19 protein-coding genes and 1 pseudogene are annotated in these 21,079 nt (G+C 37.6%); 14 read left to right on the forward strand and 6 right to left on the reverse strand.

Going from position 1 to position 21,079, the window contains the following annotated elements; genetic code table 11:
- Positions 1-488 (reverse strand): GTP-binding protein (locus IQ247_RS18330; protein WP_193922527.1); only part of this gene is annotated, 488 nt, incomplete at its 3' end.
- Positions 488-1,369: a DUF4388 domain-containing protein gene (locus IQ247_RS18335; protein ID WP_193922528.1), complete on the reverse strand. Its 882-nt coding sequence runs from the start codon at positions 1,367-1,369 to the stop codon at positions 488-490. The genes IQ247_RS18335 and IQ247_RS18330, both read right to left, overlap by 1 nt.
- A gap of 560 nt (positions 1,370-1,929) precedes the next feature.
- Here IQ247_RS18335 and IQ247_RS18340 point away from each other — a divergent pair.
- Entirely contained in the window at positions 1,930-2,703 is a 774-nt protein-coding gene (locus tag IQ247_RS18340; RefSeq protein ID WP_193922529.1) for a DUF6816 family protein, read from the forward strand.
- Here IQ247_RS18340 and IQ247_RS33420 read toward each other — a convergent pair.
- Positions 2,687-2,836 (reverse strand): hypothetical protein, encoded by a 150-nt coding sequence (locus tag IQ247_RS33420; protein WP_322745525.1) that lies wholly within the window; start codon positions 2,834-2,836, stop codon positions 2,687-2,689. The genes IQ247_RS18340 and IQ247_RS33420 overlap by 17 nt on opposite strands.
- A gap of 130 nt (positions 2,837-2,966) precedes the next feature.
- On the reverse strand, positions 2,967-3,716 hold the full coding sequence (gene rpaA / locus IQ247_RS18345; RefSeq protein WP_193922530.1) for a two component system response regulator RpaA: 750 nt from the start codon (positions 3,714-3,716) through the stop codon (positions 2,967-2,969).
- Between the two features lie 157 nt (positions 3,717-3,873).
- On the opposite strand from rpaA, the pseudogene IQ247_RS18350 reads away from it, so the two are divergent.
- The 7 genes and pseudogenes from IQ247_RS18350 to phnM form a co-directional block, all read left to right on the forward strand.
- Positions 3,874-4,914: pseudogene (locus IQ247_RS18350) on the forward strand (YheT family hydrolase); the annotation flags it as partial.
- 89 nt (positions 4,915-5,003) lie between these two features.
- The gene (locus tag IQ247_RS18355; protein ID WP_193922533.1) at positions 5,004-6,248 is read left to right on the forward strand and encodes a carbon-phosphorus lyase complex subunit; all 1,245 of its coding nucleotides are present in this window, start codon (positions 5,004-5,006) and stop codon (positions 6,246-6,248) included.
- Between the two features lie 133 nt (positions 6,249-6,381).
- Positions 6,382-7,578: an alpha-D-ribose 1-methylphosphonate 5-triphosphate diphosphatase gene (locus IQ247_RS18360; protein WP_193922534.1), complete on the forward strand. Its 1,197-nt coding sequence runs from the start codon at positions 6,382-6,384 to the stop codon at positions 7,576-7,578.
- 217 nt (positions 7,579-7,795) lie between these two features.
- Positions 7,796-8,686, forward strand: a complete 891-nt coding sequence (locus IQ247_RS18365) for an alpha-D-ribose 1-methylphosphonate 5-phosphate C-P-lyase PhnJ (protein WP_193922535.1) — start codon at positions 7,796-7,798, stop codon at positions 8,684-8,686.
- A gap of 64 nt (positions 8,687-8,750) precedes the next feature.
- Complete coding sequence (gene phnK, locus IQ247_RS18370; protein ID WP_193922536.1) at positions 8,751-9,521, forward strand: phosphonate C-P lyase system protein PhnK; 771 nt, start codon at positions 8,751-8,753, stop codon at positions 9,519-9,521.
- A gap of 173 nt (positions 9,522-9,694) precedes the next feature.
- Positions 9,695-10,438 (forward strand): phosphonate C-P lyase system protein PhnL, encoded by a 744-nt coding sequence (gene phnL / locus IQ247_RS18375; RefSeq protein ID WP_193922537.1) that lies wholly within the window; start codon positions 9,695-9,697, stop codon positions 10,436-10,438.
- A gap of 169 nt (positions 10,439-10,607) precedes the next feature.
- Entirely contained in the window at positions 10,608-11,741 is a 1,134-nt protein-coding gene (phnM, locus tag IQ247_RS18380) for a phosphonate metabolism protein PhnM (protein ID WP_228059847.1), read from the forward strand.
- Positions 11,742-11,948: 207 nt separating this feature from the next.
- Here phnM and IQ247_RS18385 read toward each other — a convergent pair whose 3' ends face one another.
- Positions 11,949-12,509, reverse strand: a complete 561-nt coding sequence (locus IQ247_RS18385) for an HD domain-containing protein (protein WP_193922538.1) — start codon at positions 12,507-12,509, stop codon at positions 11,949-11,951.
- Between the two features lie 13 nt (positions 12,510-12,522).
- Positions 12,523-13,905, reverse strand: a complete 1,383-nt coding sequence (locus IQ247_RS18390; protein ID WP_193922539.1) for a TIGR03985 family CRISPR-associated protein — start codon at positions 13,903-13,905, stop codon at positions 12,523-12,525.
- Between the two features lie 975 nt (positions 13,906-14,880).
- Between IQ247_RS18390 and IQ247_RS18395 the strand changes: the two genes are divergently transcribed.
- The 6 genes from IQ247_RS18395 to csm4 all read left to right on the forward strand — a co-directional run bounded on the left by IQ247_RS18395 (position 14,881) and on the right by csm4 (position 21,076).
- A complete protein-coding gene (locus IQ247_RS18395; protein WP_193922540.1) occupies positions 14,881-15,186 on the forward strand; it encodes a CRISPR-associated protein Csx3 in 306 nt (101 codons plus the stop codon).
- Between the two features lie 43 nt (positions 15,187-15,229).
- On the forward strand, positions 15,230-16,147 hold the full coding sequence (locus IQ247_RS18400; protein WP_193922541.1) for a CRISPR-associated protein Csx3: 918 nt from the start codon (positions 15,230-15,232) through the stop codon (positions 16,145-16,147).
- A gap of 114 nt (positions 16,148-16,261) precedes the next feature.
- Positions 16,262-18,571: a type III-A CRISPR-associated protein Cas10/Csm1 gene (gene cas10, locus IQ247_RS18405; protein WP_193922542.1), complete on the forward strand. Its 2,310-nt coding sequence runs from the start codon at positions 16,262-16,264 to the stop codon at positions 18,569-18,571.
- Positions 18,572-18,577: 6 nt separating this feature from the next.
- On the forward strand, positions 18,578-19,033 hold the full coding sequence (csm2, locus tag IQ247_RS18410) for a type III-A CRISPR-associated protein Csm2 (RefSeq protein WP_193922544.1): 456 nt from the start codon (positions 18,578-18,580) through the stop codon (positions 19,031-19,033).
- 2 nt (positions 19,034-19,035) lie between these two features.
- The gene (gene csm3, locus IQ247_RS18415; RefSeq protein WP_193922546.1) at positions 19,036-20,013 is read left to right on the forward strand and encodes a type III-A CRISPR-associated RAMP protein Csm3; all 978 of its coding nucleotides are present in this window, start codon (positions 19,036-19,038) and stop codon (positions 20,011-20,013) included.
- A 1-nt stretch (position 20,014) separates the two neighbouring features.
- On the forward strand, positions 20,015-21,076 hold the full coding sequence (gene csm4, locus IQ247_RS18420) for a type III-A CRISPR-associated RAMP protein Csm4 (RefSeq protein WP_193922547.1): 1,062 nt from the start codon (positions 20,015-20,017) through the stop codon (positions 21,074-21,076).
- Positions 21,077-21,079 lie beyond the last annotated feature (3 nt).

Consider the following 21,079-nt stretch of genomic DNA (forward strand, 5'->3'; position numbering starts at 1 on the left):
GATTCACGTTCGTTGGGGTTGACAGCCATTATGGGGAGTGGATTGGCTTCATCTGAGAGTCCCAAAGCCAAAGCTACATCTTCGATTTGCCACGCATCGAGGCAATCCGTATGGGTTATACCGATTGTCGCCGGAATTGATGCATGATGGTTCATGTAGTTGAGAATTTTACGTGCGTAACGAAATTGATTAGGACGATGTGCATCTACTAAAAGAATATAAGCGTGGGCTTTTTCAATCAAAATGTCCCACATAAAATCGAATCGGCTTTGTCCGGGAGTTCCGTATAAATGTAATGATTGATTGGACGCGATCGTTAATTTACCAAAGTCTAAAGCGACTGTAGTTTTTTCCTTTAATTCGGCTAACTCATCGGTTGCTCTTTTGTCGGTGTCAACAACATCAATTTCACTAATTGTCCGAATAAATGTAGTTTTTCCCGCTCCTACACCTCCTGTAACTACAATACGAAGAATTTCTGATGTCATTAAGCTTTGCTCCTTAAATACCCAACAAGATTTTGCAGCAACGAACTGCTGACTTGGGGTGTTTGTGATTCTTGATGCTTTTTAGCAGCTCGCGAACCATATTTATTTACCCAAGTTAAATCCATATCATAATTGTATGAATGGGAATTTGATGTTACTTGGGGTACTTCTTCTATCAAACCTACAAGCATTAATCGAAAAGCCGCTTGCTGAATTTTAATAGCTGGTTGATGAAGTTGAACCGCAATATCTTTTATGGAAATATCACCACTCGCAAATTCCCAGATTTGCCATTCAAAAGCATTCAAGCGCAGTTGTGGTTTACTTTGACTAATATTTCGTATACCAGATTCTACATTCGGTAGCGCTGCTTCCAACACTTGCCAATTTTTCAACACTCTTAAAGCCATTAAAGTTACTTCTGTGGCTTTCAAACTTAATCCTGTCATCTCAGTCATCGGTAAACTGGCTTTACAATCGAGTTTAAATACACCTTTTTGAATTTCAAATAATTGACGAACTTGCTGTAATTGATTAGCAAATAATAAGTTTAATTGTTCTGCACTTAAAACCTCTTGAGTTTTTAACTGCAAACCAAAAGGTGTAGTTGTAGATGTATTACTATAAATATTTTCTAAAATCTGCGGTTCTGTCCAATTTCTCTGGGCAATTTTTGCAACTAAACCTCTACCATTTAAACGATGTGCTGCGGCGACTACACGACCATTTCTGAACCAAATATAAAAGTATTTAGCTTTAGATTGAGGAGAATTAATATCGGGCAAAGTACATACATTTAAACAACCAGATTTGCGTCCTTGCTCGATAAGTTGGAATAACTCAGCTAGGGAAAAATCTGTAAAAGAACTACTGAGAGTCATAAGTTTAAATATTTTGAATAATTTGTATTTTTTGTATTAAGATGCACCCTAAATTACATTTCTTTGCTATGTAATTTTTATTACCATTGAGTTTTTAGCTTGTGCTGATTGCGCTTAACTATCGCTTCAACAGTATACTAATCGCTTTACAGCCAATATTTCCGTAAAAAAAGTTCAATGTAATTTTACCTAAGAGATACTCATACGTGTTAGTACGTAAATTATAGCTTTTTTCTAGTTCTATTAAGTATCAATATACAATGTATAACCATTGACTTATTTCAACTATTATATTGAAAAATTCTGGCATAAACGCTGATTATTTTGCTGTAATATGACCAAAAAGCCCATAAACATTGATGATTTTATCTAGAAAATTTACGCAAGTTTTTTCAATTATTATTGTTTATTTCATTACCTCTAGATAAAGCCATGTTTATGTTGAGATTCTTTCTGCTAAAGTTAACTTTGATGAATAAATTGCAACATTACGTTTGATTGAATGAGCTATCAATCAAAGAATAATTAATATTTCGTAATATAAACTAAAAAAACTTACTATGAAGCTGATTTGGACTTTTTGCTTGATTTTATTATTAGTGTTCTGTACCGATAACGGTAACGCTAAGGCAGGGGAATTAAATCGACGATTAAAAAATTTTCCGCAGTGGGAGAAATTAACTTTGGTAAAATCTGCGGCAGGAGACTTGACATATCCCGAATGGATGAAGGGGGAATGGTTAGTAAAAAGTACTATGCTCGATTTAGTTGCACCTTTAGCACCGGATATTGTCACACCGGGGTTTGAAAGTAATCGTCAGTTTCTTGATCGACCAGTTAATTTTCAAGTCAGATTTATAAATCCATTGGTCAATCAAAAAGCAGAAAAGAAAAAAGTTATTGCCGATAGAGCATACAACAGTTTGAACTTAGCGCAAGCTGTTTTAGGTGATGATGTAGTTAAAGCAGTAAAATTAGATCCTAATTCTCCTAACCGTCAGATTACATTTTTGCGGGGAGAGCGTCAATTAGTTTCTATTGTTAAAAACCGTGCTACGGAAACCACCGCCGACGGTAAATTTATTACAACAGAAGTATTTCAACAGTTATTTAAAGGTGGTTCACGTCCTTATCTCAATTCAGTAGAATCAACTACGTCATATAAAAGATTATTTACACAATCTACATCAAATCCAGTAATTGAAGCAGATCAAGTTACTGCTGTATATCTTTCATCTCAAGACCCAGATTACTTTAAAGCAGCTAATAAACCAGTAGCTTTATATAGATATCGGTTGGAATTTTTCCCCATAACTTCTAAGGGTAATTGGTAATTGGTAATTGGTAATTGGTAATGGGTAATTGGTAATGGGTAATGGGTAATTGGTAATGGGTAATGGGTAATTGGTAATTGGTAATTGGTAATTGGTAATTGGTAATTGGTAATTGGTAATTGGTAATTAAAATCTAAAATCTAAAATCTAAAATTGCCATAGAAAAATTTTTCCCAAGTTTTACTCTCAAATAACTTTACATGGGATTTGTAATCAATCAATTAATTAATTTCAAAAACTAATCTATAAACTAAGGTTTAGATTCAGCCTCTTCCAACTTCGGTAGTTGATAATTCCTCATTTGATGGAGGATTACTCGGTAATTCCAAGCAATATCCAGCACCATATACAGTTTTGATATAGCGGGGATGACGCGGATCTGGTTCTAGTTTGGTTCTCAAGTGACGGATATGTACACGAATGGTTTCAATATCATCATCTGGATCGTAACCCCAAACTTCTCGAAGTATTTCGCTGGGAGAAACCGTTTGTCCGTGACGTTGTAGCAAACAATGAAGTAATTCAAATTCCAAGTGAGTTAACTTGACAGTTTGAGTGAACCATATTGCTTCAAATCTTTCCGGAACTAAAGTCAGCGAACCGTAATTGAGAATTTCGCTGTGCTTTGCTGCTTGAGGAATGCGATCGGTACGTCGGAGTAAAGCACGCACCCGAGCCAACATTTCCTCTACTTCAAAAGGCTTAGTTAAATAATCATCCGCACCTGCATTAAAACCTTCAACTTTATCCTGAGTTTGACTCAAAGCGGTTAACATCAATACCGGAATATCAGAAGTACGCTCATCTCGACGCAAGCGTTGACATACGGTAAATCCATCAACCTTCGGTAACATCAAATCCAACATAATTAAGTCTGGCTGCAATTGTAGTGCTAGCGCTTGACCTTTGATACCATCTTCAGCTTGACTGACATCGTAACCAGCCATTTCTAAATTAACGGCTACCAACTCGGAAATTGCTGGATCGTCATCTATGACAAGAATTCTCGGCATTATGAAATAATTGTTACTGTGTATTAAGGAAAGTTAAAAATCTTTGGGAAATACAAAGATTGCTTTAATGATTATAAAAAAAAAATTAAATATAACATAAAGCTTAAAATTAAAATATTCTAAAAAAAACTACAAACCAGACAGAATATCTTATACAATGTGTATTACAACCTACAATCCACCCTGGTTTTTACGAAACGGCGTGTTAATGACCGTCGGTGCAGCTTTGTGGGGAAAAAAGAATTGGCAAACTGCTCTCAACTTACCAGAGCCTAGTTATCAAGAGCAAGTATTTACAGGCGCACAAGGAGTACCTCTGTTCGGACTGGTAGCTATTCCGGAAAATCCTCGTGGCACTATTATAGGCACCTACGGCATTATTGGCGATTTAGAAGAGGAATGGTTTCTCAATATTTTGGGGCGTAAAGCCTACGCTCAAGGGTATGCGGTAATATTGTTTGATTGGCGCGCTCATGGTAAAACAGCAGAATTATCCCCAACCTTAACCAGTGATGGGTTGTATGAAGGGGAAGATTTTGTTCGCATCGCAGCAGCAGCTTTATCAATGGGATGTCCCCCGAAATTTTGGTTTACAGGATTCTCTTTAGGAGGACAATTGGCGTTATGGGCAGTTAAAGCAGCTGTAGAATTAACCCAAACTGAGGAAATAGCAATAAAAGAGAGGGATATCGGTGGTGGTGCGGTAATTTGTCCCAGTTTAGATTCCAATCCTTCCCTTAAGTATTTGACTAGTTATCCGGTAGGCAGATTTTTAGAAGCGAGAATTGCTAAGAGATTGAAAAAACTAGCATGGGAAATTCACAATCATCATCCAGGAAATTTAGACCCAGATGCAATCGAAAGAGCAAACAGCATATGGGGATTTGACAACGAATTAGTCATAGAAAAGTTAGGTTTTCCCTCAGTCGAAGCTTACTATCAAGCAAGCAGCGCTTTACCTCTTCTTCCTAACCTTAGCAAACCAACTTTAATCATCTACGCCGCAGACGACCCCTTTTTTGCACCAACCATCATCCCAGAGTTACAAGCAGCCTGCGCCGAAAATCCAGCAATAGACTTAATACTTACTCAATATGGTGGTCATGTTGGTTATTTAAGTAGTAAACAGTGTCAGGAAGAATACGGAGATAGAGACCCATGGTGGGCTTGGAATCGAGTCTTGGAGTGGGTGGAATCAGATGGGGAGACAAGGGGATGTGGAGACCTTTGGAACAAATTAACTGTCCACTGTCAACTGTCAACCATATTGAAAACTGGAGCAAATTTATGCCTTATGTTGCTGTCAAGGGGGGTGAAAAAGCAATTGAAAATGCTGAAGCACTGCTTAAATTTTTGCGTCGTGGTGATACTGATGTACAAGAATTGAGTTTAGAGCAAATTCAACAACAGTTGGCTTTGGCTGTTAATCGGGTGATGACAGAAGGTAGCTTGTATGACGAAGAACTTGCAGCCCTTGCGATTAAACAATCTTGGGGAGATTTAGTAGAAGCAATATTTTTATTACGAGCATATCGTACTACTCTTGCTCGGTTATATTACAGCGAACCGATAGATACTGAAAAAATGCGGGTTCGACGGCGGATTAGTGCCATTTTCAAAGATGTACCCGGAGGACAATGTTTGGGACCAACTTTTGATTATGTCCATCGTTTACTAGATTTTAAATTAATGGCAGAAGGGGAGGTTCCGACTGCACCGTTAGGAGAAATCAATTCCGAATCGATATCCAGAGTTGTTGATACTTTGAATCAAGAAGGATTGATTGAGGATGGGGAGATTAAAGGACAAAGAGACAAGGGGATGGGAGAAAATAAATCAATTCCCAATTACCAATTACCAATTACCAATTCCCCAATATCCAATTTTCCCACACCTTACGACATTACTCGTGAACCGCTGACTTTCCCGGCTTCTCGTGATGCGCGATTGCAAAATTTGGCTCGTGCTGATGAGGGTTTTTTACTGTCTTTAGCTTATTCTACTCAACGGGGTTATGGAAGAAATCATCCTTTTGCTGGAGAGATTCGCATGGGGGAAGTCGAGGTGGTAATTTGTCCTCCGGAGTTGGGTTTTGATGTGGTTATAGGAGAAATTACTGTTACTGAGGTGCAGATGGTAAATCAGTTTAAAGGTAGCAAGGATATTCCGGCGCAATTTACTTGTGGTTATGGATTAACTTTTGGCTATAACGAACGCAAAGCAATGTCGATGGCTCTTATAGATAGAGCGATGCGGGCTTCTGAGTTAGATGAAACGGTAGAAAGTCCGGCTCAAGATATAGAATTTGTGATGTCTCACTCTGACAATGTTGAAGCTCAAGGTTTTGTACAACATTTAAAATTACCCCATTATATCGATTTTCAAGCAGAGTTGAATCTGGTGCGAAAAATGCGTCAGGATGCATCGAATAATAAACAAGATAAAGATATTATCGATAAATTCTCTGAAAAAGATTCTGTTTGTCAAGAGTCCCAGGTTACAAAAAACATGGATATTTCGGAAAATATTTGATCAACTATGGAATCAGCAAAATGATTTCAGGTTTGAATCATATTACTTGATCAAAAAAATAATATACATAAATACGTAATAATATTTGCCCGTATACTTCATGCAAAATTTCACATGATAAATGGTATAATTCGTGACATTACAGCAACAAATAAAAGAATCTCCCAGATTAAAAAAAACCACAAAAATAGCTATCGAAGGTGCGGACGTACTGACACCATCAGGTTGGGAAAAAACTACCACAGTTCTGATTGAAGATGGACGTTTTGTGAGTGTCAAACGGACTGCTGATACAGATGGATACCAACAAATCAAAGCTCAAGGATTGCGGATGTTTCCGGGTATTGTTGATTTACATGGTGATGCTTTTGAAAGGATGATTTGTCCTCGTCCTGATGTCAATATTCCTTTAGCGATCGCGATGGTTGAAAATGACCGCAATTTATTAGCAGCAGGTATTACAACTTATTTTTGTGCGATTACCGATTCCTACGAACCCGGTTTACGGAGTCGAGAAACAGCAAGAAATTTAATTGATTTTATCTGGGGAGAAGGACAATCTCTTTTACGCTGTAATCATCTAATTCATATCCGACACGAACTGACAAACACAAAAGGACATGAAGAATTGTGTAGGTGGTTGGAGCAAAAACGCATTCATTTTTTATCAATAAATGACCATTTACCTCCTTTAGAAGATAGATATAAATGGAGGAGACATATTAGTAGTTTGCGTCAACGAGTGACGCTATCAAATCAGGAAATTGTAGAAATGCTCACCGAGCTTCAAGAACATCGACAAGAAGGAAGTTTACAAGTAGAACAACTGGTTGAACTAGCGCATATTTACCGTATTCCCGTCGCTTCTCACGATGACGACTCTCAAGAAAAAGTTGCATTAAGTCATCGTCGGAGAATGGCGATCGCCGAATTTCCTGCTAATGTTGATTTAGCTGCTGAAGAACGTAAATTTGGTGCGGCAGTACTAATGGGTGCGCCGAATTTAATCCAAGGTGGTTCTCATATCGGTTGGATGAGTGTTGTGGAAGCAGTCAAAAATGATGTACTAGATTGTCTTTGTTCCGATTATCATTACCCTTCTCTATTTCATGCTCCATTTAAATTACATTCGTCCGGTTTAATGTCCTTAGAACGGGCATGGGAGCTAATTTCCAGTCGCCCCGCAGCAGCAATTGGACTTGGTAAACAAAAAGGTAAAATTGCCCCCGGATTTGATGCCGATTTTCTTTTAATTCATCCTAATAATCCTTTACCATCATCAATTGCATCAGTTTATATTCAAGGGAAAGAAGTTGCAAAGTATTCTTAATAGGTTTGCATCTTAACTCAAAATTCAAAACTCAAAACTCAAAACTCATAACTCATAACTCCTACTCCCTTCCCGTTAAAAGATTACCGAAAAAAAAACCGCAGAGACACAGAGAACGCAAAGCAAAGAGATAAAGAGAAATAGGTAATTTTCTAGCGGGATAGGAGTAACTCAAAACTCATAACTCAAAACTCAAAACTCATAACTCTTATAATGTATGGCAGATTATCAACAAAAATCAGATTGTGAAGGTGGTTTTAATTTTGCTTATTTAGATGAGCAAACTAAACGTTCTATTCGTCGTGCTTTACTGAAAGCTGTTGCAATTCCAGGACATCAAATACCCTTCTCTTCTCGTGAAATGCCGATGTCTTATGGTTGGGGGACAGGTGGAATACAAATTACGGCTTCGATAATTGGGAAAAATGATGTACTAAAAGTAATCGACCAAGGTGCAGATGATACAACAAATGCGGTTAATATTCGCCGATTTTTTAAGCAAGTTTGCGGGGTAGAAACAACTGAAAAAACTAGTAATGCAACTTTAATTCAAACTCGTCATCGCATCCCTGAAACTCCATTGAAACCAGGACAGATTATTATTTATCAAGTACCGACTCCGGAACCTTTACGCTGGTTAGAAGCTTCGGAAGTTGAAACTTGTAAAATGCACGCTTTGGAAGATTACGGTTCGATGTACGTCAAGCTTTATGAAGACATCACTAATTATGGTCATATATCTACTTCCTACGACTATCCGGTGATGGTACATAACCGTTATTTAACGAGTCCGAGTCCGATTCCCCGTTTTGATAATCCTAAAATGCATATGAACCCCGCACTTCAATTATTTGGTGCAGGAAGAGAAAAGCGTATTTATGCAATTCCTCCTTATACAAAGGTTAAAAGTCTGGATTTTGAAGATTATCCTTTTACAGTTGAGAAATGGGATAGAGCTTGTGAATTTTGTGGTTCAAAAGAAAGTTATTTAGATGAAGTATTAATTGATAACAAAGGTGGAAAAATGTGGATATGTTCTGATACAGATTATTGTAATCAGCATAGAATTTTTGGAAATGGGAAAACAAAGAAAGATATTAACTTCTAACTTGAACTTTAACAACCAACCACTATCAACTATCAATTAACTACTAACCACTATCACTTAATTAATGAAACCTCTTTTAAAAGTCAATCAACTTAATAAATTTTACGGTCATATTCAGGCTTGCAATGATATTTCTTTTGAACTTTTTCCCGGTCAAGTTCTGGGAATTGTTGGGGAATCTGGTTCCGGTAAGTCTACTTTGTTAAGTGCAATTGCCGGTAATTTACCTATTGAGCATGGTGATGTTACTTATATTAATAGTAGTGGTAATGGCTTAGAAGTTTTCCGTATTGCCGAGCCGAAACGCCGCGCTTTGATGCGAACCGAATGGGGTTTTGTGCGGCAAAATCCCCGCGATGGTTTGCGGATGAACGTGAGTGCTGGAGCAAATATCGGTGAGCGTTTGCTGGATGTTGGGGTGCGACATTACGGTAACATTCGTGAAGAAGCAGCACATTGGTTGCAGGAAGTTGAAATTGACCCAGTGCGGATAGATGATTTACCTACGACCTTTTCCGGAGGAATGCAGCAGAGGTTGCAATTAGCTCGTGTGTTAGTTTCACGACCTCGGTTAATTTTGATGGACGAACCCACCGGAGGTTTAGACGTATCAGTGCAAGCAAAGCTATTGGATTTGTTGCGATCGCTAGTTCGTTCTTTTGGTTTGAGCGTAATTTTAGTAACTCACGATATCGGTGTTGTCCGTTTGTTAGCCCATCGCTTGTTAGTGATGCAGAAAGGACGAGTTGTGGAATCGGGTTTAACCGATCAGGTACTTGATGATCCACAGCATCCTTATACGCAGCTTTTAGTTAGTGCAGCGTTAACACCGTAATTAAAGGTTAAAGGTCAAAGGTTAAAAATTCATAACTCATAACTCCCGTACAGACGTAGCAGTGCTACGTCTCTACAACAACTCCGGTGGTACTAACTCCTAACTCATAACTCCCGTACAGACGTAGCAGTGCTACGTCTCTACAACAACTCCGGTGGTACTAACTCCTATATATGATTACACAAAATTTAGTGTCAACTAACAACAAACAACCAACAACTAACATTCCACATAATGTAGTTTTGCAGGCAGAAAATCTCAGTAAAAGCTTTACCCTTCACAATCAAGGTGGAATTAATTTGCCGGTTATTGAAAATATGTCCTTTAACTTAAAAGCGGGTGAATGTATTGCTTTAGCTGGTGAATCAGGGACGGGAAAATCAACTTTTATGCGCTGTCTATATGCTAATTATCGAGTTGATAGTGGTGCTGTTTGGGTGAAGCATGAAGGGGAATGGGTTGATTTGTGTCAGCTTAAATCTTATGAATTACTAACAGTACGTCAGAAAACTATTGGATATGTTAGTCAATTTTTAAGAGTAATTCCTAGGGTTCCAGCTATCGATGTGGCTATTGAACCTTTGTTAGAATTGGGAGTAGATAAAAAAGTTGCTTACGAAAAAATATCTGAATTATTTACTCGGCTAAATTTACCTCAACGTTTGTGGAATCTTTCTCCAACCACTTTTTCGGGAGGTGAAAAGCAACGTGTTAACATCGCTCGCGCACTTGCGGTAGATTATCCAATTTTATTATTAGATGAACCAACTTCGGCCTTAGATGCTAGTAATAGTCAAGTGGTTATTCAACTTTTACAAGAACGTAAACAAAATGGTTGTGCCATGGTGGGGATTTTTCATGACGAGGAAGTTCGTTCCCAACTTTGCGATCGCGAGTTAGGAATTGTAGAGACGTAGCAGTGCTACGTCTGTACGGGAGTTAGGAGTGAGGAGTTAGGAATTTTTCACCTTTAACCTTTAACCTCTAACCTTGAACCTCTAACCTCTAACCTTTAACCTCTAACCTTTAACCTCTAATGTCCGATATACAATCCAAAATCTAAAATCCAAAATCCAAAATTATCTGATGGAACAAATTTACACTAACTATCGGCTGCAACTCCCAAATGAAGAAGTTTTGGGAACGCTTATTGTAAAAAACGGTATCATTCGCGATATTCAACCGGGAATCTCCTCACAAGGACACAATGGTAGGGGAGATTATCTCATGCCTGGATTGATTGAGTTACATACTGATAATCTAGAAAAATGTATGTCTCCTCGTCCGGGTATTAAGTGGCCTCTCGAAGCGGCTGCGGTTTATCATGATCGGGATTTAGCAAGTGCTGGGGTGACTACTGTATGTGATGCGATCGCGATCGGTGATGCTGCTGCTGGTTCACCTCGCTTGACTGAATTTTCACCGATGATTGATGTGATTTGTCAAGGTCAAGCAACGGGACGTTTTGCTGTAGAACATTTGCTCCATCTGCGTTGTGAGTTATCTTTTGATAAAGTTTATGAAGTGACGGAAAGATATGCTGATAATCCTTTGTTATCACTTATTTCTTTAATGGATCATACACCCGGTCAGCGTCAGTTTGTGCGGATTGATAAGTTTAAGGAATATTACATGGGGAAGCATGGAATAACCTCAGCGCAAATGGAAGAGTTTATTGAATTCCGTCAGCAGGAACAGAAAAAATACGCATCGAAAAACCGTCGAGCATTGGTTGCTTTGAGTCATGCTAAAGGTATAACTCTTGCAACTCACGATGATGCAACTATCGAACACGTACAAGAAGCGATTGAAAATAAAGCTCTAATTGCAGAGTTCCCCACGACTTTGGAGGCAGCGAAGGCTTCTCATGATGCAGGTTTGCAAGTTTTAATGGGTGCGCCGAATTTGGTTTTGGGTGGTTCTCATTCGGGTAATATTTCTGCAATGGAATTGATTTTACAAGATTTAGTAGACGTGATTTCTTCTGATTACGTACCTCAAAGTTTGCTGCAATCAATCTTTATTATTGCGAATAAAACTGGTAAACCTATTTATCAAACCATGGGTTTAGTTAATAGCAATCCTGCAAAAGCAATTAATTTATTTCATGATAGGGGTAGTTTAGAAATTGGTAAACGCGCCGATTTTATTACAGTCCACGATGATGGAATAGTACCACGTTTGACTTCAACTGTTTGTCAAGGGAAAAGAGTTGCATAATAAAGGTTAGAGGTTAGAGGTTAAAGGTTAAAGGTCTATATGTTAAAGGTGACTCGATTATTCGTGGGGTTAGAAGTCGGGTTTTTAAGATAAATCTGGGTTGTAACAGACAATCATCATAAAAACCCGACTTAGTACAGCTATTCGTCGAATTCACGTTATTTTATTTATAAACACGCTCTTAGAGGGTCGGTTCAAACTAAAATATTAGAAGCTAAGTTCTTTGAGAATCTGCTCTAATTCAACGGTCATAAAATTAACATTGTTTTGCTTATAAATCTTAAGCAATTCTCCATAAAACCATAATTTATCTTCTTTAGTACTGCTGAAATAATCCCATAATTTATCTCCTTGATTCCTATACCCGATTAAGAGACTTCTAGCATTGTGTAATTTATCTGCGAGAGATACTAATTTTACAGAATCGGAAGCATTGCGGATGTTTTGAATATATTTAATTTTGCGTTCCTTCCACGGTGGTTTTGGTGTGATATCGGATTCTGTACAACCATCGACAATTTCGACAATCGTTTCACCAAATTGTTGACGGATTTCTTCGCGAGTTGCTTTACCTCCTTGATCTTCTACTGCATCATGAAGTAATCCTGCAATAGCTTCTTCTTCGGTACCTCCGGCTTCTAATATTAAGGCTGAAACTGAAAGTAAATGAGAAATATAAGGAATTTTATCTACTTTCCGGGTTTGATCGCAGTGTAATTGGGTAGCGTAAACTAAGGCTTGTTCAAATTTTTTTGTTAATTTAGTCATTTGTTAAAATATTTCAAAAATTAGAATACAATTTGGCTTCATTGTCAACTTCTTGCGCCATTTCCTGTCTTAGTTCTAAGGGAAGTAAAATTTCGCACTTCGGTCTCCAGGCTCGCAGACGCATAATTACGTTGTTGTCGCGTTCTGTTTTATCTTTGTATCGAATGAATGCTTTGTAGTAAGCATCTTTTGAGGAACGATTTAAGAGGGTTTCTAAAAGTAGCTTTTGCTGTTGGGGTTGCTGTATTTGTTGTCGAATTAAATTTCGTGCTTGTTGGTAACTTATTTCTTTAAAAGTATCGTGTCTTTCCGTACCTTTAACGTAGCGTTGAGCAAAATCCCGGTCAAATCGCAAAAGCATTAATTGTGAAGGTAAATAAAAATCAAATCCCCAAGCTTCTGACATTTTTAAGGTTATTTCCGAAGGATTGGGTAAAGTTTTTTGATGATAGTGCTGTTGTAATTGCTGTGGTATTGCCGGATTTTTCCATTCTAAAGATGTTATTTCTTGAACGTGGTCAAGTCGGAAGTTATACCAATGATGATTACGGTTGGGGCTATCTCCAAAACCACACAGATAAACTGCTCTTTGTACATAGTAAATGCATATTGGGTAAACGATACAATCAACGGTATCTGCAATTTTGGCACTAGAATATCTCAGCTTAATTGGTGGTATTGGTGGTTTTGTCCACAATTCCTTTAATTCCCATTGCCAGTTTTCCACCAAATCGATGGTACTTTTGGGAATTACATAATCAAGATGAACAAAAAACCTTTGTATTCCGTTGATTTCTTGGGAATGGTTTTGCGCGATCGCAACTAAATCTTCATGGAGAAAGTTGAGTTCGTAAACATTAAATTTGACTTTATTTGCTTCATCTGTGACGCTCAGAGGGCGTAAAGGATACTCAGAGATTGCGTAATATTTATGATTTTTATAAACCAGCCATCCCAACTTTTCTAAAGTTTGCAAATCTCCTTGTAGGGAACGACGAGTTACAGCAAATAAATTCTCTTTTAAGAGTTGATTTAACTTTGATTCATTAATATCAGCGTGAGAAATTAAAGATTTTTTCCACTCAACTTCTGCAATTCCGGTTTTAGAATTAAATAACCAGTCTGCCGTAGTTTTGGTACAGGGACAATTCACATCATCGTGTTTGGGAACCTCTTCCCCTTTAGTATGGGTAGAAGTAAAAAATAAATCTCGCCATTGTGCGTATGTAAATCCCTCTTCTAAATCTAAAGCTAGTCGTTGTGTGGACTCACCATATAAAGTATGCAACCACACCCACAAACGAATTGGACGCAGTAAATTTTGTTTTAGAGAACCCCGTGCAAACCACTGTAATAGTTCCACTTGCGGAACATCCCGAAATACTTCTTCAACCACTGTTCAAACCTTAAATTGTGATAACTCTAGATTAATCGAAGTTGGAAGCATTATCTTCCAAGTTTGATGAACGGGGGTAATAGTCTGCGAAGATTTTTCTGTGCTGTCGCAATCTTCTTAAAAATTCCTGTCTCAAAGCTGAAGTCGTCTCAACAGGGCTGACAAATTGAAAAATAGGTAAACCTGCAATTTACTCGTCTTGTCAAGACTTTTCTTATTAGACAGAGATTTCTGAACTTTGGGGTAATTTCCGCGACCAATAAAAGCATTAAATCAGTATTTATTTGCAAAAACAACGGGTTTTTATTTTTTACAATAGTATACAAAAGTACTTTAATCATACGTTAATTAAATAAATTTTCATTGCCGCTTAAAGGGTTTTGTTGTTACCAGGGAGCGAGACGCTCCCACTACGAATAAATTACCCCGCATAATTAATGTGGTGGACTACTAGTACTCCACCACATTAATTTTGAATGGTTAGTTTTTCCCAAAATTGTCTAGAGACGTTATGTATAACGTCTCTACAGCACGTCGGTAGACGAACAAACCCCTCATAACTTATGTGGTGAACTACTAGTACTCCACCACATTAATTTTGAGGAGTTAAAATACCTCTTCGTAGGTTGGGTTAAGCGTTGGCGAAGCCTGTCCGACAGGACATAGCGCAACCCAACGCGGGTGCCGAGGCTCCACTACATTTTGCTTCGCAACGCTTGCGCGAACAGCCCAACCTACAATCTTACATTGATTACCCCTCATAACTTATGTGGTGAACTACTAGTTTGTTTCACAAATCTTGAAGTAAACATAGTTTTGCTAGGAAATGGTGTCAAATAACAATGGGATACAGTTGTTTCCATTCCCACCAAGGGTTTTTAGCAGGTAAAGTTGACAACTTATGGAATTACCCTCTTCCAATGTAGTTTATGATATAACCATCAATTAACAAGCAATCCGAAATCTAAAGTTGAAATGGCTACTTACAATATTGAGTTAAAAGAAGATACTTTAAAAATTAGTTTTGGTGAACCTGCATCCAACGACCAGATTGTCAAGGATGCAGCAGCAAGATTGGAAGAAATGGCTGTGGGTGGGGAATTGCGGGGAGGGAAATTGCTGAAAATTACTGGTCCTGCATCTATTCCGGTAGCTTTTGTTTTAGCACATAGACTTTGCCATCTTTACGGTGCGATCGCAATTTTTGATCCAAAATTGGGTAAATTTGTGATTTGTGTCACTCACAACCCTGAGTATAATCTGGGAGACTTAATAGATTGATATTTGCTTGATGAGTTATTAGGGTAGACACTAATAAAAGATCATGAATACATATAATATTCAACTTGAAGACGACATTTTAAAAGTTGGGTTTGCTAAACCTGCAAATGGCGATCAAATTGTCCGAGATGCAGCAGTGCGTTTAGATGAGATGATAGCATCGGGGGAGTTTTCTGGGGGGAAGCTACTGAAAATAGATGGTCCTGCATCTTTAGCAGTATGCTATTTAATAGCCCATAAGATAGCTCATTTATATAGCGCGATCGCAATTTTCGATCCAAAAATCGGTAGACCAGGTTATAAGACTTTTATTACAGCAGTTTCTCATACTCCAGCCTATAAAATAGGGGAAATTATCGAAACCGACGAACCGCAAAAGGATAAAATCAAGGTAAAAGTGATAATTTGCGGTCCTCCACAGTCGGGAAAATCTTGTTTGAGAGAAGGTTTAAAGCAAGCAATTACTAAGATTGAAAATGCACCTTATCCTTACGTAATTACCGCTTGTCCCGATGGTGAAGGTGCATGGTTTTCAGAAGCAGCAAGAAGAGATTTAGAATTAGCAAGACGATTGAAAGATGAATATAAAGCGAAATTTACCCCAGAATTTGCGACTAAAGCTGCGGGTTGGGTACGGAGTGCAAATACACCCTTGAATATTATTGATATTGGAGGAAGAAGAAGCGACGAAAATCGTGCGATTATGCGAGAAGCAACTCATGCTGTAATTTTATCGGGGAAAGAAGAAGAAATAGCTGAATGGAAGGAGTTTTGCGAATCGCTGGGGTTGCGAATAGTTGCGATTATTCGCAGTGATATTGAAGCGCAAGAAGATTTAATTGAATCGGAGTTTCCCGTATTGACTGGTAGAGTTCATGGGTTGGTAAGGGGTGAAGATGTTTCGCAACGGGAGATTGTAAAGGTTTTAGCGCAGGTTTTAGTTAATCAGGTGAGGGGGTAAATTATGGTGGAGAAAATGGATTCGATATATACAAGAACCCTCTTCTACCCATATGTAGTAATTTTACAAAGTTGAGAATAATTTCACATCTAGGAATTTATTAATCGATGTCTTATGAATAATTTAGATGCTTCTCATTATGCTTTGCAAGTTGTTCGAGAAGGGGTTTGTATTTTAGCGAAATGGGCTAATGTAGAACTCACGAACAAATGTCCCTCTTTTACGGAAACGGAAGCTGTTAAACGAGCGAAATATCTATTGTCTTGGGATAGTAACTGTAAAATCAAGTCTTTAAAATCGCTGTTTGATTCAGTGAAATTGTCACTGGGTCAAGATAAGATACATTATTGGCATCCACAAGTGATTGCAGATAAATCTCCTTGCATTCCTTATCCGCAAGATAACGAACCTGTAGAGAATGACTTTAAGGGATTAAAGCAAGAAATAAAGAAAACTATAAATTCTCTTGATGAAAAAGATTGGGAAAACCTTTCTTTATTAACTTTAATTTTGGAGAAATACGGTTCTTTTATTAGCTTTGGAGAATCGGATATTGGATTTATAGATATAGTTAGAAGCACGGCTGCGATCGCGGCGATTTTAGCAAGCAATCCAGAGAGTGAAAATCTAACTTTAATTGCTGGAGATTTATCGGGTATTCAAAAGTTTATTTATACAATTTCTGCTGATGGTGCATTGAAGTCTTTGCGAGCAAGAAGTTTTTATTTAGAATTAGTCATAGAGGAAGTTGTACAGCAAATTTTAGTAAGTTTAAAATTGCCGCGTACAAATGTGATTTATGCAGGTGGTGGTAATTTATATATATTAGCTCCGGGAGAAGAATCAGTTACAAAATTAGTTCAGGATGTCCGTCAGCAATTCAATCAATGGCTATTAAAGGAATTCCAAGGTAAACTTTTTCTGGCACTTGATTGTTTGCAATTCCCCATTAAAGATATTAAAACTCAAGAATTCTCTAAACATTGGTCAAAAATTACAAGTAAAGAATTAGCAACACAAAAATCTCGTAAATTTGCTGAGAATATAAGCAAATTTATCCAAGTAGATGACAGTCATGAACCCTGTAAAGTATGTCATCGTGATGATGTCAAACCGGGATATTTAAAACCTCTAAACAACAACGAGTCAGATTCACCACTTGCTTGTGATACCTGTCGAAGAATGTTTGACTTAGGAGGAAAGTTATTAAGAGTTGAAGTTATAATTAGGTCGCAAAATGAAAAGCTGGGTGAAAGCTCGAAGTTAGATACATTAAAATTTTCACTTCCCAAGATTAATGGACAGGAAGCTAAAACTATTTATTACCATTTATTTAATAATTGGAAGCAAATCGTTCCAGAAAATGACACAGCTTTACTAGTAAATGATTGGAATATAGAACATTATCAATTTTCCCATTATCAACAACCCGTACCTTTGTTATTAGGTAACTACGGTAAAGAAACACAAAAGCCAGAAGCAGCAAACGAAGCTAGCTTTATGCGTGCAGGAGAAATGGCAGAACTTGCGATTGGAATCAAGCGAGTTGGCTATCTACGGATGGATGTGGATAGATTAGGACAAATTTTTGCTAGAGGTTTAGGAGAAAAGCAAAATTTACCGAGATTGGCTGGTTTATCCAGACAGATGAGCTATTTTTTCAAAGTTTATCTAAATAGTTTAGCCATGAATCGTGGTGAGAATATTCCTGATAATATCCGCAGTTTAACTAAACAGCAAATTTCAGATAATCCAGGTAGAAATATTATGTTTATTTATGCAGGAGGTGATGATTTATTTATTAGTGGTGCGTGGAATGAAGTTGTGGATTTTTCCTTTGATATTTATCAATCTTTTCGCGCTTATACTGGATACAATCCAGATGTTACTATATCGGGGGGTATTAGTATTGATGAGGTGAAATTCCCACTTTATCAATCTGCTAAATCATCAGGGAAAGCTGAAGATGCAGCAAAAGATAATGGTAGGGATAGTTTAGGTTTATTTGGTCAAGTATTTAAATGGAATGAATGGTTAGGAGGAGAGGAGATACATCTCGGTGATGCTGAAATTAGCAAATATTTGCAATCGGAAAAAAAACCCGAACTTTTAGGAGTATTGCCATTTGTAGAAAGATTAAATAATCAAAATATTGATGTGAATTTTTCGCGGAATTTTGTGCGTAATTTATTGATTACAGCCGAAATTCAAGAAAAAGCCTTGGAAAAATTTAGAGATAATAAAAAATCTGCGGAGGCTTTAGGAACTCGTTACTATTTACATTTACCAAAAATCGCTTATACCTTAGCGAGATTACCAGAAGGTGTACTGGAAGATGAGGATTTTCGTAAATCCTTGAAAAGTCCATATAATGCACTTTATTTTCGTGCGATCGCAACTTGGATTGAATTATTAAATCGCTAGGAATTTATGGCAGAATCAATTAAACCAAAATTACCTTCTCACACTGTGAATACCAGACAATCAAATATGAGTATTGTGGAAGATATCATTAAAACTATTGATGACTTAAAGGATGGATTAAAAACCTATCCAATTCGTGAGTTAGTCAAACAAGCAGAACAATTTGGTCCCTATCTTAAACAACAAAAATTGGAAACAAATCAAGTTCGTAAATTTTTAGATGCAGTGAATCGCTTGAAAGCTGATTTAGGGGAAACGGGAGATTTTACCAAAATTGAAACGGAAATAGTTTTATTAAAGCCTAAATTAGCCTACGCTGCTGCAAGACAAAGAGCTGCAAAACCCTTGGGTGACGTGATGTCAGTAGCGATTGATAAAGTTCACAGCAAAGAGGATTTTGAACGATTAGTGCAATTACTCGAATCAATTATTGCTTATCACAAAGCTGAAGGTGGAAGATAAATATGTCAGTATCATACGAACAAAAACCCCTACTTGGTAAATTAACCCTCACCAGTCAACTTTCTGCGGAAACGGGATTACATATTGGTGGTGGTGGCGAAAATTTAGATATTGGTGGATTGGATAAACCAGTAATTCGCGATCCATTAACAAAATATCCTTATTTACCAGGTTCTTCGATTAAAGGTAAACTACGTTCAATTCTAGAAAGGCTATTAAAAAAACCTTTGAATCGCACTGGAGGAAGTGGAACTTGGCGTTATGAAAGTGATGATTTAGCCGATGGTTTTACTAAGGTAGAATCAGGTAGATTTATTGCTTATGAAGGTGCTAGCACTTGTCCAATTAGTCGCGTTTTTGGATCTACAGGTGGCTCTAAATTTTGGATGCCAATTGAAACTGCAAGGGAAGAAGGATTATACGAAGAGAATAAAAAGAATCCAACTAATGCAATTCAAAATAAAAATTGCATTCAAATTAATCGTGGACGAAATGCACCCGCTCGTTTAATTATTCGTGATTGTCATTTACTCCCAGAATCAGTCGAAAAACTGAAACAAGTTGATACTGGTTTATACATGACTGAATGGAAATTTGAAAATGGTATTGATAGAGTCACAGCAGCTGCAAATCCCAGACAATTAGAACGGGTTCCGGCTGGTTCTAAATTCCAATTTGAGTTGGTTTACACCGTAGAAGATAGACACCAAGCTATTGAAGATTTACAAAATATTGCCATCGCTCTTGCAATTTTAGAAGATGATGCACTGGGGGGACATGGTTCACGGGGTTACGGAAAAGTCAAATTTCAGAACTTTGATATTTCCTATCGTAGTTTAGAACAATATCGTCAAATTGTGAGTAGCGCTCCTGGAACATCAAGCTTACAACTATTGGAAACAATTAGTGATACCCAAACACTTTTAGCTAACTTTTCCAGCTTACGCGATTATGTCAATCGGTTATTACCAGGAAATTAATATGAGTGTTTGGAAACTAATCAAACTTAATTTTGATCGCAGTGCCGCACATTTTGGTGAACTGGGAATTGGAATGGAAGAAACTAGCGATCGCGTTCGTTCGGATGCTTTATTTAGTGCGTGGGTGAGTATCTATGCGCGGTTGTTTGGTAAAGCTGCAATTGAGGAATTGTTAGGGATGTTTCCTTCTCCAGAAAATCCCGAATCAACTCCACCTTTTCGCATAAGTTCCACATTTATCTATAGAGAGGTTGGGGAGGAAACCATATATTATCTTCCTCGTCCCCTGAAATTTCCCGTCAATTATCCAAAGGAGGATTTAGATTTTTTTAAATCCTATAAAAAGCTTACTTATTTACCGTTGAAAATATGGCAAAGATGGTATCAGGGAGCGGGATTTAATTCTAGCGATCACGATGAGTTAACTACCTATAGTAAGTTGGGAGAATCAAAGGGGGAATTATCTCAAGCTGGAGCATTTGATTATGGTAAAGCCTGCAAAATCGATAAAGTTCCCAAAGTTGCCATCGATAGAGTAACGAGAGCAACTAACTTTTATCATACAGGTTTTGTCCAATTTCAATGGGAACCAAGTAAAAATCTCGCAGGTTTATATTTTCTCTTAGAATTATCAGAAAGCGGAGAGAAATTAGCAGACAAATTGCAAGCAGCTTTACACTTATTAGGAGAAGAAGGATTGGGGGGAGAACGTTCTAGCGGTGCAGGAAAATTTCAAGTTACATGGTTAGATTTAACAGATAATTGGCAAAAAATAGTTGATTTTACACAGGGAAATCAGCACACACTCTTGAGTTTATTTTGGGATACAAACGTAACTAGTGATTTTTTAAAAAACGCTAGTTACGAAATTCAAGAAAGAGGTGGTTGGATAGCAGAATCCCAACTGCGACGCAAAAAGGTACGAATGTTTGTCGAAGGTTCGGTGTTTCCAATTCAACCCCAGGGAAAACTAGTGGATGTCACACCGGAATTATTCTACAGACACCGAATTTATCGCAGTGGTATTAGTTTAAGTTTACCAATTAAAATACCACAAGTTTAAAGT

Origin of the sequence: Plectonema cf. radiosum LEGE 06105, assembly GCF_015207665.1 — a bacterium.
In the GTDB taxonomy this organism is placed as follows: domain Bacteria; phylum Cyanobacteriota; class Cyanobacteriia; order Cyanobacteriales; family Nostocaceae; genus Rivularia; species Rivularia radiosa_A.